Source organism: Chelativorans sp. AA-79, assembly GCF_029457495.1.
Classification (GTDB): domain Bacteria; phylum Pseudomonadota; class Alphaproteobacteria; order Rhizobiales; family Rhizobiaceae; genus Chelativorans.
The window spans coordinates 948,326-960,832 of the sequence record NZ_CP120361.1 but is presented as its reverse complement, the minus strand read 5'-3'; the positions used below and the strand labels follow the sequence as shown (position 1 = coordinate 960,832).

Here is a 12,507-nt window from a genome sequence, read left to right as displayed (position 1 = left end):
CCGCTACGCCCTACTGGTCGTTGCAGGGCGTCGGGATGTTCCGGCGCAGGTCGGTTTCGATACCTTCACGCACCCAAAGCACCCCGGGAACATGGAGCGTGCAGAAGTGCGTTGCCCCGGCAGCGATCATGCTCGCCCATTTGTGGTGCGTCAGCAAATTCACCGAGAGCCGCTGTTGAAAGCTCTCGGTCTCGCCAATGTAGATGGCGTCCCAGTTCCCATTCCTAGCAAGCTTGCAGGCGATATAGACGCCGGGCCTGTCCTTGAAGGGTGTTCCGATGGGATCGAGATGGAAATCGTAAGAGTGACCGCTTTTGCCGGTCCACCGCACGATGATGGGCTTCTGGATGGTCATTTCATTTTTCCTGTATGAATGCCACAGGAAAGCTTGACGCATGCATCCGATGAACTACTCTATTCGTCGTCTTCATGATCCGAATCCGAGCCGTCCTGTGGCTTGGTTGACAAAACGGCGGTGGCATTCTGGGGAGAATCGGTCCACCGCCGTTTTCAATTCGAAGACAATCGATCCTTGGTTGCAAGCAGGCTGAACTGCTCCACCCGTATTCCACAGGGCTTATCCGATCACGTTTTGTTCAGTGGCCCGTTACGCCGCCTTCCTGAACGCCAACGCCTGCGGGAAATGCAGCTTCGGCACGATCCACTCCAGCGAATATCGCAAGGGCAAGCCCTTGCAGTCGTCGAGCCTGGACCGGCCGCAAATGAAGCCTCGCCCATGATAGGGATGCGGATGCCCGTCGATCGAGAATGATGCGTTCTTGGGCTGCGATGAAAGCCACAGATCCACGTCATCGCCCAAAGCGACGGCATGGGCCATGTCGCACCGGAGCACTTTGCAGATGAACGCCTCGTCGATTTGGACCGGTTGCTGGCAATCGAAGGCTTTCCGGTGCTCGGGCATGATCAGGATGAAACGCATGACTCTTTGTCCTTTGAGGTGATGGTGACCGGCGCCAGATGGGCGTCATAGATGGCGAGCCACTTCCGGCGCGCGGCATAGATGTCCGACCGGGGCGGACCATAGCCGACGGCTTTCTGTGCCTCCGCTTCGGCAATCATCCCGGCGATGATGTCGAGCTGCTCGCCAGGCTGTTTGCCCTCGATGGCGCGGGCGAGCTTTTCGGAGAAGAAAATCGGCTCAGCCATCATCCCCTCCTTTCGCTTTCGCAATGTTCTCCAGAATCTCAGCAATACCGCCGCCGCCTGCGCCGAATGCCTTTTCGATCGCCTCTCGGCCGATTGCCTTCTTTGCGGCTTCGCGACCCTCCGGCGTCGTCATGTCGAAGGTCGCGATTGGCTTGGAACCATCGGGGAACTGGCGCTTGTATTCGGCATTCGCCTCCGCTTCGCAGTAGAGGCAGCCTTTGCCGTAGCACCACCGGCAATCGCGGTAGACGGAGCGGCGCTCATCGAATCTCGGCTGCATGTCAGCGGCCCTCCGCCAGCGCGATCGCAGCGTCAGCGGCACGCAGGAGCGGCCCGATGATCTCGCATTCTTCGCATTCCGGGGATTGATAGGCGCGGATCTCGGTGACGAAATCCTTGAGCGCGTCGAGCACGGCAGGGAAGGCGTTCAGTTGCCGTGCGAGGCCCTGCGCCGCCTTTTCCTTCTCCGCGACCCAATCCGTGATCTGGAGCGCAGGAAAGGTCACTTGATGTGTTGTCGTGCCATCCTCATTGCGGATGCCTCCCGGCGTCGGGTCGTACCGGAGAACCCAGGGAGGGTTGTAGTTGCCGTTCTCTTCGGCGGTCCAATGGACTTTCGGTTGCTCGCTCATGCATGGAATCCTGGGGCAGCGCGACGAGCCCGAAGGCTCGCCGCTATCAACGAGGGTAACGACTCGTGCATCAGGCCATGGGCTTCTCCGTTGCTGGTTGAGAGCGTATGGGGGTGCGGAAGGATGCGCGGGCGGCGTCTAGGTCATCTGCCGTTATCGGCTCGACATCGACTTCGATGTTGCCGGTCCCCTCGCAATAGGTGCACGCTGTCCAGTGGCCGTAGTGAACCGGCGAGAACTCGCCATCCCAGCCTCCATCGCCGCCACAGTTTGGGCAGCAGATCATGCGGGTTTCTGTCGCCATCTCATCCTCTCTGTTCACCGGGGCCTGGGTGGGGGAAGGGTTAGCCGTTCGGGAAAAGCTCTTGCTCCAAGGCTTCCGTTATCTCCGCGTCGGTGGCGTTCCGGTCTTCGGTGACGAAATCGTCAACGGTCTTGGTGCAAGCAGGACAGAGAACCTTGTCACTCTCGCCTTGGACTGACGAGAATCCGCCCTCACGTGGGCCGAAGCCGCGAGCATGATCGACAACGAGGTCATACCAACTCCAATCGCGCGGGCGTTCGTCGGCAGCGTCGAGGTCGAATGTCATCTTCGTGTTGCAGCCGTCGCAGGAGACGAATGCGCGAATGCCGATCAGTGCCATCTTCATCTCTCCGTATCGGAAGTGTTGGAAGCCGGCCCCGTGAGGCCGGGAGGCGGGTTCAGGCGGCCTCAGTGCGCACCGATGCAGCCTCGGAGGCGTGCGACCACAGAGCCACAGAGATCCGGTCGAGGCGCTTATTCAGGTCTCGTGCAGCTTCGACGCTCATGAGGTCGAATGCGGCATGGCTGATGTCTTCAAGCTCGGAGTGGTACTCGGGGGCAGTGAAGACTGCCGGCCTCTCCTGATCACTGAAGAACTTAGAAACGGCGGAACTACCGATATATTTCAGAGATCTGCTGACGCCCCGGATCGCCTCGGGCCGCTCGTCCCCGTGAACCCTAGCCACAAGATCAGCGAGGTACGGCCCGAGGCGGTTGTCTCCAAAATTCGCGAAGTGCAGAAGGTATCCCAAGGTCGCCATCTCATCCCTCCTTCCATGTCTCACCGTGTGGCAGATCATGCCCGGCAATTCATCTGATGCACATTACGCTATACTGATGCATTAAATGCGTCAAGTAGGATATCACAAGACAAGTGCCATCTGCCCGGAAGCCTCGACCTTTACCCCGATGCCGTTGACGAAGATGTCGGGCAGCTCCGCGAGGAAACCTCCTCGGCGCCATGCCGGATCAGCGTTGCGACGTTCCCGGATCCAGCCATCATCCGGCCCGAACTTCTGATTGCCGCGCCAATAGAGGGGGCCGAAGGGAGGTTCGTGGAGCTTTATGGGTCTGTCGCCCTTGATGCCCTGCGCGGAGCGCAGCTGCGCCTCGCAGACGCGGGCCATGTAGTCATCGACGTCGATTCCTCCGGTGCAGAGGATGCGGTGATGCGGGCACACTTGAAAAGAGCGGAATCCGGTCTCGGAGTAGAACGGACGGTCGAGGTCGATCACATGCGCTCCGCCGCCACATATGCCGAAGATGCCATCATAGCGGAAGTCGGTCCTGCACCCTGCGATCTCCAGCACGAAGCGCCCGCGCTGGCCGTACATCGGAACATCGCCGTCGCGCGCCGCGGTCTGGTCGAGGAGCCAGTCAGCCGCGCTGTGCCAGCAATCGAAACGTTCACTGCCGCGGTAGCGTTCGCCGGGAGGCGACTGCCAGACGTTGGCGATGAGGGCGTTGAGGCGCGTCACTTCGCGCCCTTGGCCGTCCACATCGTTTGCCAAGGCTGCATCGTGATACCGTTCGAGCGAGCGTCCAGCCTCCTCCACAATGCCTTCTTCATCGGTGGGCAATGTTTCGCGCAGGCGCGCCACAAGTTCGCTCTCGCGCTCCTGCTCGATCTGGAAAGCGGATTTCTTCTGCGCCCTGGGCATCTATTCAGCCTCTCACTTTTCGCGGAACGCCATCGTTCATGGTCTCAAGTTGCGACCAAACGCGAGTTGCAGAAAGTTGATCGTGTGGCGTTTCGCTGCGGCGACTAATCTCCTCATCGCGCCATTGCTTGAGCATCTTGTTGACCTGCGGGTGGTGCTTTAGGAATTCGTAGAGATTGGATCTGTGGATGCCTAGCTCGCGTGCAGCTTCGGCCTTGTTGCCGCCCGCAAGATAGAGAGCGCGTGCCACCTTTTTCGGGTCAAGCTTTTTCCAAAGGTCGAAACCTGGGCGGATCCATCTCCCCTTTTTGCTCATTTCTGATATTCCTCTTGACCTAAACCCGGGGGGTAAGGTACAGAATCAATTAGCCTTAACCTCAGTGTGAGTAGAGGCATCCCCGACAATCAACCGAGCTTCTTCGAGCCACGCGTCCATTGATGCGATGGCGTCGGCGACGTTCCGGTCAATCTCATCGGTGATGACGAGCTTTCCGTTGACCTGATGCCCTTCGAACAGGCATTGGCGCTCTTCCTCGATGATGGGAATGGCGCGGCGGATGAGGTCGACGACCGTTTCGTACTCGCGCATCACTGCATCACTCCGAGACCGCGCAGGAACGCGGGAACGATTTCGCCCGTGGCCGCGAGATAAGCCCAGACGGCGACGCAAAAGAGCACGACGGCGATCCGGGGATAGTTGAGGGTGGCGCGCATCAGATTGCTCCCTTTCTGTTGCACGATTGATGCAATTTACGCTACACTGCTGCGCACCATGCTTCAACAGGAATGTGGCTCCGATGGCTGATTTGTTGCGCCCACGTCCGCCGGAATCGCTCCTCGAAACCGTCGGCGAGCCGCTATTCGTGCCTGCGCCCGAAATCATCGAGTGGGCGCGGGCCTCGTTCATCGAGGAAGGTGCTCCGCTCTATAACGAAGAACACGCGCACCTGAACTTTGCCTCGATCGGCGCGCTATGGACCAATGTCGGCAATTCTCGACAAGGCCGCACCATCGTCGGTCAGTGCGAGTTGGGACAGCCCAGAGCCATGATGGGCAAGTGGCCAAAGGCGCGGGCGGAAATGCAGTTGCTTGGATGGTTCGGGGAGATTCCTGATTTCGTCCTGACTTTCGATGCACATTATTCCGAGCAGTGCAGTGATGCGGAATGGGCTGCGCTCTGCGAACACGAACTTCTGCATGCGGGTCAGGAAAAAGACAAATTTGGCGCTCCGAAGTTCCGACAGGACGGAAGGCCAGCCTTCGCCATAAGGCCCCACGACGTTCAGGAATTCACCAGCATCGTGCGCCGCTATGGCGCGGATGCGGCTCATGTCCGTGAGTTCGTCGATGCTGCCAATGCCGGGCCTGAAATCGCTAATGTTCGGATTGCACAGGCATGTGGGACATGCATGCTCAGGGCTGCATAGGGAGAATCGCATGACTGTAGGCGAACTCATTGAGCAGTTAAGCAAAGTCGATCCATCATTGCCGGTTCTGGTCGACGCCTATGAGGACGGATATGAATCCCCGTCGTCGATAGCAATCGCTCGCGTCACTCCGGCCGACCGAGATGATGGAGAGTATTGGCAGGGCGAGTACGATCTTGCCGAAGGCGATGCAGGCGAGCAGGCGCTTGTGATTGCAAGGAAGGCGAAGCCCTTCGGCCAATAGTGCTCACGTGCGGCACCTGCATGTTGAGGGCGGCGTAGGTCAGGAGCGGTGGGATTCGAACCCACGACCCCCTGAACCTAAATCAGGTGCGCTAACCGCTGCGCTACACTCTGAAATGACAGGCTTGGCCTGCCACCTATGATAGTGGCAGAAAGCTGCATCGGTTGCAACAGTTTCAGCAGGCAGGCTCGGAGCCCGCTCGGTCTCATAAGCCGGGAAGACAGCGTTCGACTCGCTGGCCTGCAACCAGATCGGCACGCCTCCCGGTGAAAGAATCCGGTCGGACGGGGATGTGCTGATGGGCCAAGGGATTGCTCTTGATCCGGGAGAACCCGAGGCCCCACCAATTGCACCCGCCGAAAGCCCTTCGGGGCGAGTAGGCACACCAGGCCTGTGATCCTGATGGCATTCCTGCCGTGTCTGTCAGGGGAGGCAGTAGTGCAGGTCGGGGATACGGCGCGCTAAACCTTGCGGCCACAAGCCCCGCAGTTTCGCCCGAACGGGCTACCAGATCAGGACGGCGGCGCGGAGAGCTGACCGCGCGGCTATCTGCCGTTAGAGATGACGGTTAGAGACACGCCACAGGAGTTGCGCCCTGCCCGTCCTGACCTTGAATACCGGATTATCCGGGCGTTTCGCCTCTTTGGGCAATCTCCGCAAAGGTTTAGCTCATTGCGCAACATCAGCACCCGCGCCGATCTCGACGCAGTGATCTACGCTGGCCGTCAGTATCCCGGCATATGCGAGAAAGAGGAATGCACTGTGGACGGGGAAGACGTTGATCTCTTCCGCGATCGCGCCGGCCTGAAGGTCGCGCATATCGAATGCCGCACTTGCGGGCGCAGGTGGAGACGGATCGGGGAGTAGAAAACCATTCCCGAAAATGCCAACTGCCCACCGGCCAGATACCGGCGACATTCTCACGCTGTGGCGTATTCAGGAATGAGATTGCAACACAGTACGGAAAGAGACCGAAATGGGCGCTCTGATCGTCAACCCGCGCGATAGTGGCTCGCTTCTCTTCCTCGAGGCGGTGCTGAGACGCGCTGTACTCAATGGGCAATAAGTAGACACAAGGTAGACTGTTCATGCCACGCAAGGGATTATCCGATGAGGTGAAGACCTTCATCGTGCAGGCCCTCGCGTGCTTCGATTCGCCTTCTGTCGTTGCGGATGCCGCAATGAAGGAATTGGGAGTTCAGGTCACCCGGCAGCAGGTCGAGAAATACGATCCGACCAAGAAGGCCGGGCAGCACCTTTCCCAGAAGTATCGGACCCTTTTCGAGGAGACGCGGAAAGCCTTCCTCGAAGACACAAGCAAGATCGGTGTGAGCCATCGGGCCGTTCGTCTCCGCAAGCTCGAAACCCAGATCGCGCTCAACGAGAAGCGCGGCAACAGTGCGATGGTTGCGCAGTTGCTCAAGCAGGCCGCCGAGGAAATGGGAAACGCCTACACCAACCGGCGTGAACTGACCGGAAAGGACGGGAAGGACTTGCCGGCCGTGCCGGCCCAAGTGACGTTCTTCCAGCTTCCGGACAATGGCAGGGATTAGCGCGGCGGAGGGCAAGCCGAGGATCATTCGCCCTCAGGAAGGCCCGCAATCAGCCTTCCTCGCATCGCCGGCCGATATCGCGATTTACGGCGGCGCGGCGGGCGGGGGCAAGACATGGGCGCTCCTCATGGAGCCCATGCGTCATGTCCTGAGGAACGGCGAGTTCGGCGCCGTGTTCTTCCGGCGCACCACGGTCCAGGTCCGAAACGAGGGCGGATTGTGGGACGAAAGCGAGAAGGTTTATCCTTCCGCCGGCGGCCAGCCGAAAGAGCACGTGCTGGAGTGGAACTTCCCCTCCGGCGCTACGGTCTCCTTCGCCCACCTCGAGCACGACAAGACCGTGCTCAACTGGCAGGGCGCGCAGATCCCGCTCATCTGCTTCGACGAGCTGACGCATTTCAGCGCGAAGCAGTTCTGGTACATGGTTTCGCGCAACCGCTCCATGTGCGGCGTGAAGCCTTATATCCGGGCGACGTGCAACCCCGATGCCGATTCCTGGGTCGCCGAGTTCATCTCGTGGTGGATCGATCAGGACACGGGCTACGCCATCCCGGAGCGCGCCGGAAAGCTGCGCTGGTTCGTTCGCATCGGGGATGCCATCGTCTGGGCCGATCGGCCCGAAGACCTTGCCGAATACAAGGACCCGTCCACCGGCGAGCCGATCCCGCCCAAGTCCGTCACCTTCATCCCGGCGAAGCTGACCGACAACAAAGCGCTCATGCAAGCCGATCCGGGCTACATGGCGAACCTGTTGGCACTCCCCACGGTGGAGCGCGAGCGCTTGCTGGGCGGCAACTGGAAGATCAGGCCTGCCGCCGGCCTCTTCTTCCAGCGCTCCTGGTGCGAGGTGGTCGACGCTATCCCGGCTCAGGTCCTCCAATGGGTGCGCGGCTGGGATTTGGGCGGCACACCGAAGACGGAAGAGAACGACCCGGACTGGACCGCAGGCACCAAGATCGGCAAGCTTTCGGACGGCCGCTATATCGTCGCCGACCACCGCCGTGACCGCCTCAGCCCGCAGGGCACGGAAAAGATGGTGACGAACACGGCCTCTGCCGATGGTAGGCTCGTTCGCATCTCGTTACCCCAGGACCCGGCGCAGGCCGGCAAGTGGCAGAAGTCCTACATGGCCTCGAAGCTCGCCGGCTATGATGTGCGGTTCTCTCCCGAGACTGGCGACAAGATCACGCGCTTCAAGGCATTTTCAGCCCAGGCCGAGGCTGGAAACGTGCTCGTGCTTCGCGGTTCATGGAATGAAATCTGGTTCACCGAGCTGGAAGGATTTCCCGAGGCCGCCCACGACGACGATGCCGACAGCACGAGCCGCGCGTTCAACACGCTCGTCGAGCGCAAGGACGGCTTCTCCGGCATCGGCGCTCCCGTCGCAATCCCGATCACAAATTAGGCTCCTCCCTCATGGCGAAAACCTGGCTCACCGGCATGCTGAGCGGACTTGGCCTCGCCGGAGGTGAGAAGCCCAGCCAGCGCGTCAGTCCCTACAAGGAAGCAGGTGTCAGCGGCACCGCGGTCTACGGCGGCTTCGTCCAGAACATCGAGAAGAACCCGGCGGTTTCGGGCTACAACCGCTACATCACCTTCTCGGATATCATGGTCAACACGTCCATCGTGGCGGCCGGCATCCGGTATTTCCTCGGCCTCGCCACCAAGCCCACATGGACCGTGAGCCCGGCGCAGGACCTTCCCGACGGCGAATCCTCTGATGAGGCAAAGGCCGCGGCCGAGTTCGTCGAGAAAATTCTGGCCGACATGGACGTGTCCTGGCGCCGCGTCGTCAAGCGCTCCGGCATGTACCGCTTCTATGGCTTCTCCATTCAGGAGTGGCAGGCCAAGAAGCGGGAAGACGGCCTCATCGGCATCGAGAACATCGAGGCGCGGCCACAGCATACCATCTGGCAGTGGGACATTGATCCGGCGACCGGCCGCGTGCGCGGCGTGGTGCAGCGCTCGCCGCAGACCGGCGAATTGTTCTATATCCCGCGCTGGAAGTTCGTCTACCTCGTCGACGACACCCTGACCGACAGCCCCGAGGGGCTCGGCATCCTTCGCCAGGTCGCGGAGCCGGCCGAGCGGCTGAAGGAGTATCTCAAGATCGAAGGCATCGGCTTCGACCGCGATCTAAGGGGCACTCCAATCGGCCGCGCTCCCATCGCCGAGCTCGAGCAGGCCAAGCGCGAGCGGCCCGACGACAAGGAATTCGCGCAGCAGGTCGACATGGCCATCATGGCGATGCGCAACTTCGTCCAGACGCAGGCCAAGGACGTGAACACGGGGCTGCTGCTCGACTCGACGCCGTTCAAGAACATCCAGGCCGACGGCTATTCATGGGCGAGCGCACTTCGTTGGGGCATGGAGTTGCTGCAGGGCAATTCCACCGGCATCGAGCATCTCGGCGCCGCGATCGAGCGCACCAACTGGGAGCTCGCCCGCATCATGGGCGTGGAGCAGTTGCTTGTCGGCCAGACTTCCGGATCCCGCGCCCTGAGCGAGGACAAGAGCCGGAACCTGTACCTGCAGGTCAACGGCATGCTTGCGGACATGGGCGAGATGTACGGCCGCGATCTGGTCGGTGGCATCTGGTCGCTCAACGGCTTCGACGATCGGCTCAAGCCGACGCTGGAGCCCGAGGACGTGAGCTTCATGTCGGTGCAGGAGGTGGCGTCCACGCTGCGCGACATGGCGACGGCGGGCGCTGTTCTTACTCCATCCGATCCGGCCGTTGCCGAGGTCTATGAAATGCTTGGCCTTTCCGCGCCACCTGAAGATGCCGGCGGCGATTTGCTCGAAGGCAGGCCCGCATAGGAGACTACGATGGGTTTCAAGAAATTCACGCGGCCCGTGATGGCGCCGGGCTTCTATACCGAAGACGGCGCGCCTTATGATCCGGGAGAGGGCGAGTTTATCCCGCTTTCCGAGAAAGGCGCGGCGGGTGGCGTTGCGACTCTGGACGGGGATGAAAAGCTTTCGGCCGACCAGTTGCCGCCTCTCCAGCACGAGACTGCCGAGGCCGCCACCGAGGCGGAGATGTTAGCGTTGATTGTCGGCGCGCCGGCGGTCTGCATTCGCACCGATTTCACGCCGCCGCATATGTTCTATCTGCGGCAGGAGCCGGCGAGCACGCTTTCAAACTGGACTGATACAGGAGAGTTCGGGGCCGGGGCCGCCAATCCTTCGGCAACCATTGGCCTCGTGGCCAAGAACGGAGCGGCAAATACGTTCATGCGCTCTGATGGCGCTCCGGCGCTCGATCAGGGAATTGCCCCGACGTGGACCGGCAAGCACATTTTCTCCGGTCCTTCTTCTGCGACAGAACCGGGCTTTCAAGTCCGATCTGCCCTTCCGGCAGTCGATTTCTATGACACAGCCGGGGTCAGCAACACTCATCGCTTTACCCTTGTATATGACGGCAACCGGCAGCGCGTCTTTGCCAAACTGCTGAATGACGACGGCAGTGATTTGATGACGCTGTGGGAATCGGACGGCGGCGTGTTCGTCGTCAATCCTCTCGTCGTCTCCCAGGCTGAAGCCACGGCGGCGCAGGGAAGCATCACGGCTTGGTCGAATACTCCGCGTATCGAGGTCTCAAAGGGGAATGCCGCGACGGATTCCGGTCGGTGGGACCTCGATGGCAGCGCGGCGAATACGCTCAACCTGCGCGCCATAAGCGATGACGGCTCAACGTCCCACAATGTTCTCTCCGTGACCAGAAGCGCCGCCGCTGTCACTGCGATTGCTTCCAACAGCGGCAGCGGTGCATGGCAACACACGGGTGGCTTTTCCATTACCGGCGCTTTCTCTGTCGGCTCTTCACCCAGCGCAGGCACGGCAGGACAGGTCCTCACGTCTGGAGGCAACGGGGCCGCACCTTCGTGGAGCAGTCTTCCGCAAGCCGCTGCACAGGCCGATAGTACAGCCACCGACATTGCCGGTCTGGTTGCTGATTTCAATGCGCTGCTCGCCAAACTTCGCGCGGCAGGACTGATAGCGACATGATCATCACCGACTGGAGCTGACGATGGCAAGCTGGTGGCGCGACATAGCCCAGCAATTGGGCGTCGAGGGCTCGGGCTCATGGAAGCGCCGGATCGCCCAGGCGCTTCAGGCCATGGACGGTGACGGACCTTGGGCCAAGCATATCGCCGAGAAAGGCGTCACGACCATACCCGCTGATGGCGCCATCGTCACGGATGGGCAGGCGGCGAATGTTCTCGACGCGACCGGCAACTCGACACTGGCAACGGGTGCGGTCGAGGTATCGGGTGATCCTGCTGCGTTCCATGGCGTGACGCTGCCGGCGAACTATGCCGTGATGCAGGACGGCGTAGACGACATAGATGTGCTCGACTTCGGCGCGGGCGCTGGCCAGGTGGCTGGTGTGGGGCGCGTGAGCAGCAACGCCGGGAACGTCCAGCTCGCCAACGCAACCACGAAAATCGCCATTCATGCCGCGCCGATCACGATCGTCGACCAGGGCGGCAAGACAGCCGGTGCGACCGTCGCCGTCGATCAGGGCAACTGGCAGAACTTCCCGCTGGTCAACGCCACCGATGCTATCGTGAGCGATGCGCAGGCCCTGACTGTTCCTGTCACCGGGACATACACGACCACCGCGACCTTGACCGTTGCCGGCGGCGTTATCACCGCAATCGAGCTAAGTTGATCGGAGAGCGGACATGGCCTTCTCCTATCCGCAGGTCACCATCGACGGCACGGATTATCCCGTATACATCGACCTTGCGACGGCTGACACGTTCATGAATGGCACCATTGATGCCGATGCGTGGAATGCGATGTCAGATGACCAGAAGGGCCGCACGATAGTGTCCGGCGTTCTCGTCATTGACAGTCAGGCATGGAAAGGCAGCAAGACTGACCCGGACAATGCCCGTGAGTTTCCTCGCACCTGTCAAGAAGACCCGAGCGTTCTCCCCGCAGCTCTTCCGATTGTGAATATCCGGTTGGCGTTCGCGATCAGCCAGAACCCGGAACTTGCCGGCGGCGCGTCTTCATCGCAAGGCGGCACGAAACGCCTCAAGGCCGGCTCGGTCGAGATCGAGTATTTCAACACGGGTATCTTGCCGTCGCAGTCGAATGCCTCGACAATATGGGGCATCTTTGCGCCGCTCGCGGATTGCCTCGCAGTGTCAGGCGACAGCGGCTCATTGGTCGGAGCATTCGCCAGCGGCACGAGCCGGGAAAGCCCGTTCAGTGATCCGGACTATGGGGTGTCGCGCGGCGTCTGATCGCGCTGCTCCTCGTCCCACAGATCGGCCAGCATCGCCACGCCCTTCCAGTAATCCGGGCGCCACCAAGCTTTCTTCGACGCTTTGATCAGCGCCAGGTTTTCCGTCTCTTTCCACGTCGAACGGTCGTGGAGCTTCTGCTCGCGGTCACGCGGATCGTAAGCTTTTTGCTTTTCACTCAAGGATTTGCATCCTATATTCAGCGGACCGAAGCGGCGCGCCAACGCCTGCTCCGGCCCTGACCAAGCCCGAACGCAG

22 protein-coding genes and 1 tRNA gene are annotated in these 12,507 nt (G+C 60.9%); 8 read left to right on the top strand and 15 right to left on the bottom strand.

Features of this window, described 5'->3' with window-relative positions; all coding sequences use genetic code 11:
* Window positions 1-10: 10 nt before the first annotated feature.
* From PVE73_RS04960 to PVE73_RS04905, 12 genes are all read right to left on the bottom strand, one after another.
* Window positions 11-355: a hypothetical protein gene (locus PVE73_RS04960; protein ID WP_277365880.1), complete on the bottom strand. Its 345-nt coding sequence runs from the start codon at window positions 353-355 to the stop codon at window positions 11-13.
* Window positions 356-607: 252 nt separating this feature from the next.
* Window positions 608-940, bottom strand: coding sequence for a hypothetical protein (locus tag PVE73_RS04955; protein ID WP_277365879.1), 333 nt, complete (start codon window positions 938-940; stop codon window positions 608-610).
* Window positions 925-1,167: a hypothetical protein gene (locus tag PVE73_RS04950; protein WP_277365878.1), complete on the bottom strand. Its 243-nt coding sequence runs from the start codon at window positions 1,165-1,167 to the stop codon at window positions 925-927. The genes PVE73_RS04955 and PVE73_RS04950 overlap by 16 nt, the downstream gene beginning before the upstream one ends.
* The gene (locus PVE73_RS04945) at window positions 1,160-1,447 is read right to left on the bottom strand and encodes a hypothetical protein (protein ID WP_277365877.1); all 288 of its coding nucleotides are present in this window, start codon (window positions 1,445-1,447) and stop codon (window positions 1,160-1,162) included. Before PVE73_RS04945 ends, PVE73_RS04950 begins: the two co-directional genes overlap by 8 nt.
* A 1-nt stretch (window position 1,448) precedes the next feature.
* A complete protein-coding gene (locus PVE73_RS04940) occupies window positions 1,449-1,799 on the bottom strand; it encodes a hypothetical protein (protein WP_277365876.1) in 351 nt (116 codons plus the stop codon).
* A gap of 70 nt (window positions 1,800-1,869) precedes the next feature.
* Window positions 1,870-2,103, bottom strand: a complete 234-nt coding sequence (locus tag PVE73_RS04935) for a hypothetical protein (protein ID WP_277365875.1) — start codon at window positions 2,101-2,103, stop codon at window positions 1,870-1,872.
* Window positions 2,104-2,143: 40 nt separating this feature from the next.
* Window positions 2,144-2,443, bottom strand: coding sequence for a hypothetical protein (locus PVE73_RS04930; protein ID WP_277365874.1), 300 nt, complete (start codon window positions 2,441-2,443; stop codon window positions 2,144-2,146).
* Window positions 2,444-2,501: 58 nt separating this feature from the next.
* Complete coding sequence (locus PVE73_RS04925) at window positions 2,502-2,864, bottom strand: hypothetical protein (RefSeq protein WP_277365873.1); 363 nt, start codon at window positions 2,862-2,864, stop codon at window positions 2,502-2,504.
* Between the two features lie 102 nt (window positions 2,865-2,966).
* Window positions 2,967-3,704, bottom strand: coding sequence for a hypothetical protein (locus PVE73_RS04920; protein ID WP_277365872.1), 738 nt, complete (start codon window positions 3,702-3,704; stop codon window positions 2,967-2,969).
* A gap of 64 nt (window positions 3,705-3,768) precedes the next feature.
* The gene (locus PVE73_RS04915; RefSeq protein WP_277365871.1) at window positions 3,769-4,080 is read right to left on the bottom strand and encodes a helix-turn-helix domain-containing protein; all 312 of its coding nucleotides are present in this window, start codon (window positions 4,078-4,080) and stop codon (window positions 3,769-3,771) included.
* A 45-nt stretch (window positions 4,081-4,125) separates the two neighbouring features.
* A complete protein-coding gene (locus PVE73_RS04910; RefSeq protein WP_277365870.1) occupies window positions 4,126-4,353 on the bottom strand; it encodes a hypothetical protein in 228 nt (75 codons plus the stop codon).
* Window positions 4,353-4,478, bottom strand: a complete 126-nt coding sequence (locus PVE73_RS04905; RefSeq protein WP_277365869.1) for a hypothetical protein — start codon at window positions 4,476-4,478, stop codon at window positions 4,353-4,355. Before PVE73_RS04905 ends, PVE73_RS04910 begins: the two co-directional genes overlap by 1 nt.
* 83 nt (window positions 4,479-4,561) lie before the next feature.
* On the opposite strand from PVE73_RS04905, the gene PVE73_RS04900 reads away from it, so the two are divergent.
* Together PVE73_RS04900 and PVE73_RS04895 are read left to right on the top strand one after the other, a co-directional pair.
* The gene (locus PVE73_RS04900) at window positions 4,562-5,191 is read left to right on the top strand and encodes a putative metallopeptidase (protein ID WP_277365868.1); all 630 of its coding nucleotides are present in this window, start codon (window positions 4,562-4,564) and stop codon (window positions 5,189-5,191) included.
* Window positions 5,192-5,201: 10 nt separating this feature from the next.
* Window positions 5,202-5,435 (top strand): hypothetical protein, encoded by a 234-nt coding sequence (locus PVE73_RS04895; RefSeq protein ID WP_277365867.1) that lies wholly within the window; start codon window positions 5,202-5,204, stop codon window positions 5,433-5,435.
* Between the two features lie 40 nt (window positions 5,436-5,475).
* Here the strand turns inward: PVE73_RS04895 and PVE73_RS04890 are convergent.
* Window positions 5,476-5,548 (bottom strand) — tRNA-Leu (locus PVE73_RS04890).
* Between the two features lie 556 nt (window positions 5,549-6,104).
* Window positions 6,105-6,254 (bottom strand): hypothetical protein, encoded by a 150-nt coding sequence (locus PVE73_RS04885; protein ID WP_277365866.1) that lies wholly within the window; start codon window positions 6,252-6,254, stop codon window positions 6,105-6,107.
* Window positions 6,255-6,523: 269 nt separating this feature from the next.
* Between PVE73_RS04885 and PVE73_RS04880 the strand changes: the two genes are divergently transcribed.
* The 6 genes from PVE73_RS04880 to PVE73_RS04855 are packed head-to-tail and all read left to right on the top strand — an operon-like array spanning window position 6,524 to window position 12,249.
* A complete protein-coding gene (locus PVE73_RS04880; protein ID WP_277365865.1) occupies window positions 6,524-6,988 on the top strand; it encodes a DUF2280 domain-containing protein in 465 nt (154 codons plus the stop codon).
* Window positions 6,975-8,393 (top strand): phage terminase large subunit, encoded by a 1,419-nt coding sequence (terL, locus tag PVE73_RS04875; protein WP_277365864.1) that lies wholly within the window; start codon window positions 6,975-6,977, stop codon window positions 8,391-8,393. The genes PVE73_RS04880 and terL overlap by 14 nt, the downstream gene beginning before the upstream one ends.
* Before the next feature lie 11 nt (window positions 8,394-8,404).
* A complete protein-coding gene (locus PVE73_RS04870; RefSeq protein ID WP_277365863.1) occupies window positions 8,405-9,808 on the top strand; it encodes a hypothetical protein in 1,404 nt (467 codons plus the stop codon).
* 9 nt (window positions 9,809-9,817) lie between these two features.
* Window positions 9,818-10,999 carry a head fiber protein gene (locus PVE73_RS04865; protein ID WP_277365862.1) on the top strand — a complete coding sequence of 394 codons (1,182 nt, stop codon included), beginning with the start codon at window positions 9,818-9,820 and terminating at the stop codon, window positions 10,997-10,999.
* A gap of 22 nt (window positions 11,000-11,021) precedes the next feature.
* Window positions 11,022-11,666 carry a hypothetical protein gene (locus tag PVE73_RS04860; protein WP_277365861.1) on the top strand — a complete coding sequence of 215 codons (645 nt, stop codon included), beginning with the start codon at window positions 11,022-11,024 and terminating at the stop codon, window positions 11,664-11,666.
* A 13-nt stretch (window positions 11,667-11,679) separates the two neighbouring features.
* Window positions 11,680-12,249: a DnaT-like ssDNA-binding protein gene (locus PVE73_RS04855; RefSeq protein ID WP_277365860.1), complete on the top strand. Its 570-nt coding sequence runs from the start codon at window positions 11,680-11,682 to the stop codon at window positions 12,247-12,249.
* Here PVE73_RS04855 and PVE73_RS04850 read toward each other — a convergent pair.
* Window positions 12,225-12,431 carry a hypothetical protein gene (locus PVE73_RS04850; RefSeq protein ID WP_277365859.1) on the bottom strand — a complete coding sequence of 69 codons (207 nt, stop codon included), beginning with the start codon at window positions 12,429-12,431 and terminating at the stop codon, window positions 12,225-12,227. The two genes, PVE73_RS04855 and PVE73_RS04850, sit on opposite strands and share 25 nt — an antisense overlap.
* Window positions 12,432-12,507: the final 76 nt, after the last annotated feature.

Bases quoted from the DNA above. Each gene is read 5' to 3' on its own strand.
- terL (WP_277365864.1), top strand. From the start codon at position 6,975: ATGGCAGGGATTAGCGCGGCGGAGGGCAAGCCGAGGATCATTCGCCCT.
- PVE73_RS04880 (WP_277365865.1), top strand. From the start codon at position 6,524: ATGCCACGCAAGGGATTATCCGATGAGGTGAAGACCTTCATCGTGCAG.
- PVE73_RS04910 (WP_277365870.1), bottom strand. From the start codon at position 4,353: ATGCGCGAGTACGAAACGGTCGTCGACCTCATCCGCCGCGCCATTCCC.
- PVE73_RS04940 (WP_277365876.1), bottom strand. From the start codon at position 1,799: ATGAGCGAGCAACCGAAAGTCCATTGGACCGCCGAAGAGAACGGCAAC.
- PVE73_RS04865 (WP_277365862.1), top strand. From the start codon at position 9,818: ATGGGTTTCAAGAAATTCACGCGGCCCGTGATGGCGCCGGGCTTCTAT.
- PVE73_RS04955 (WP_277365879.1), bottom strand. From the start codon at position 940: ATGCGTTTCATCCTGATCATGCCCGAGCACCGGAAAGCCTTCGATTGC.
- PVE73_RS04950 (WP_277365878.1), bottom strand. From the start codon at position 1,167: ATGGCTGAGCCGATTTTCTTCTCCGAAAAGCTCGCCCGCGCCATCGAG.
- PVE73_RS04935 (WP_277365875.1), bottom strand. From the start codon at position 2,103: ATGGCGACAGAAACCCGCATGATCTGCTGCCCAAACTGTGGCGGCGAT.
- PVE73_RS04960 (WP_277365880.1), bottom strand. From the start codon at position 355: ATGACCATCCAGAAGCCCATCATCGTGCGGTGGACCGGCAAAAGCGGT.
- PVE73_RS04915 (WP_277365871.1), bottom strand. From the start codon at position 4,080: ATGAGCAAAAAGGGGAGATGGATCCGCCCAGGTTTCGACCTTTGGAAA.
- PVE73_RS04945 (WP_277365877.1), bottom strand. From the start codon at position 1,447: ATGCAGCCGAGATTCGATGAGCGCCGCTCCGTCTACCGCGATTGCCGG.
- PVE73_RS04860 (WP_277365861.1), top strand. From the start codon at position 11,022: ATGGCAAGCTGGTGGCGCGACATAGCCCAGCAATTGGGCGTCGAGGGC.
- PVE73_RS04895 (WP_277365867.1), top strand. From the start codon at position 5,202: ATGACTGTAGGCGAACTCATTGAGCAGTTAAGCAAAGTCGATCCATCA.
- PVE73_RS04905 (WP_277365869.1), bottom strand. From the start codon at position 4,478: ATGCGCGCCACCCTCAACTATCCCCGGATCGCCGTCGTGCTCTTTTGC.
- PVE73_RS04900 (WP_277365868.1), top strand. From the start codon at position 4,562: ATGGCTGATTTGTTGCGCCCACGTCCGCCGGAATCGCTCCTCGAAACC.
- PVE73_RS04855 (WP_277365860.1), top strand. From the start codon at position 11,680: ATGGCCTTCTCCTATCCGCAGGTCACCATCGACGGCACGGATTATCCC.
- PVE73_RS04885 (WP_277365866.1), bottom strand. From the start codon at position 6,254: ATGCGCGACCTTCAGGCCGGCGCGATCGCGGAAGAGATCAACGTCTTC.
- PVE73_RS04930 (WP_277365874.1), bottom strand. From the start codon at position 2,443: ATGGCACTGATCGGCATTCGCGCATTCGTCTCCTGCGACGGCTGCAAC.
- PVE73_RS04870 (WP_277365863.1), top strand. From the start codon at position 8,405: ATGGCGAAAACCTGGCTCACCGGCATGCTGAGCGGACTTGGCCTCGCC.
- PVE73_RS04925 (WP_277365873.1), bottom strand. From the start codon at position 2,864: ATGGCGACCTTGGGATACCTTCTGCACTTCGCGAATTTTGGAGACAAC.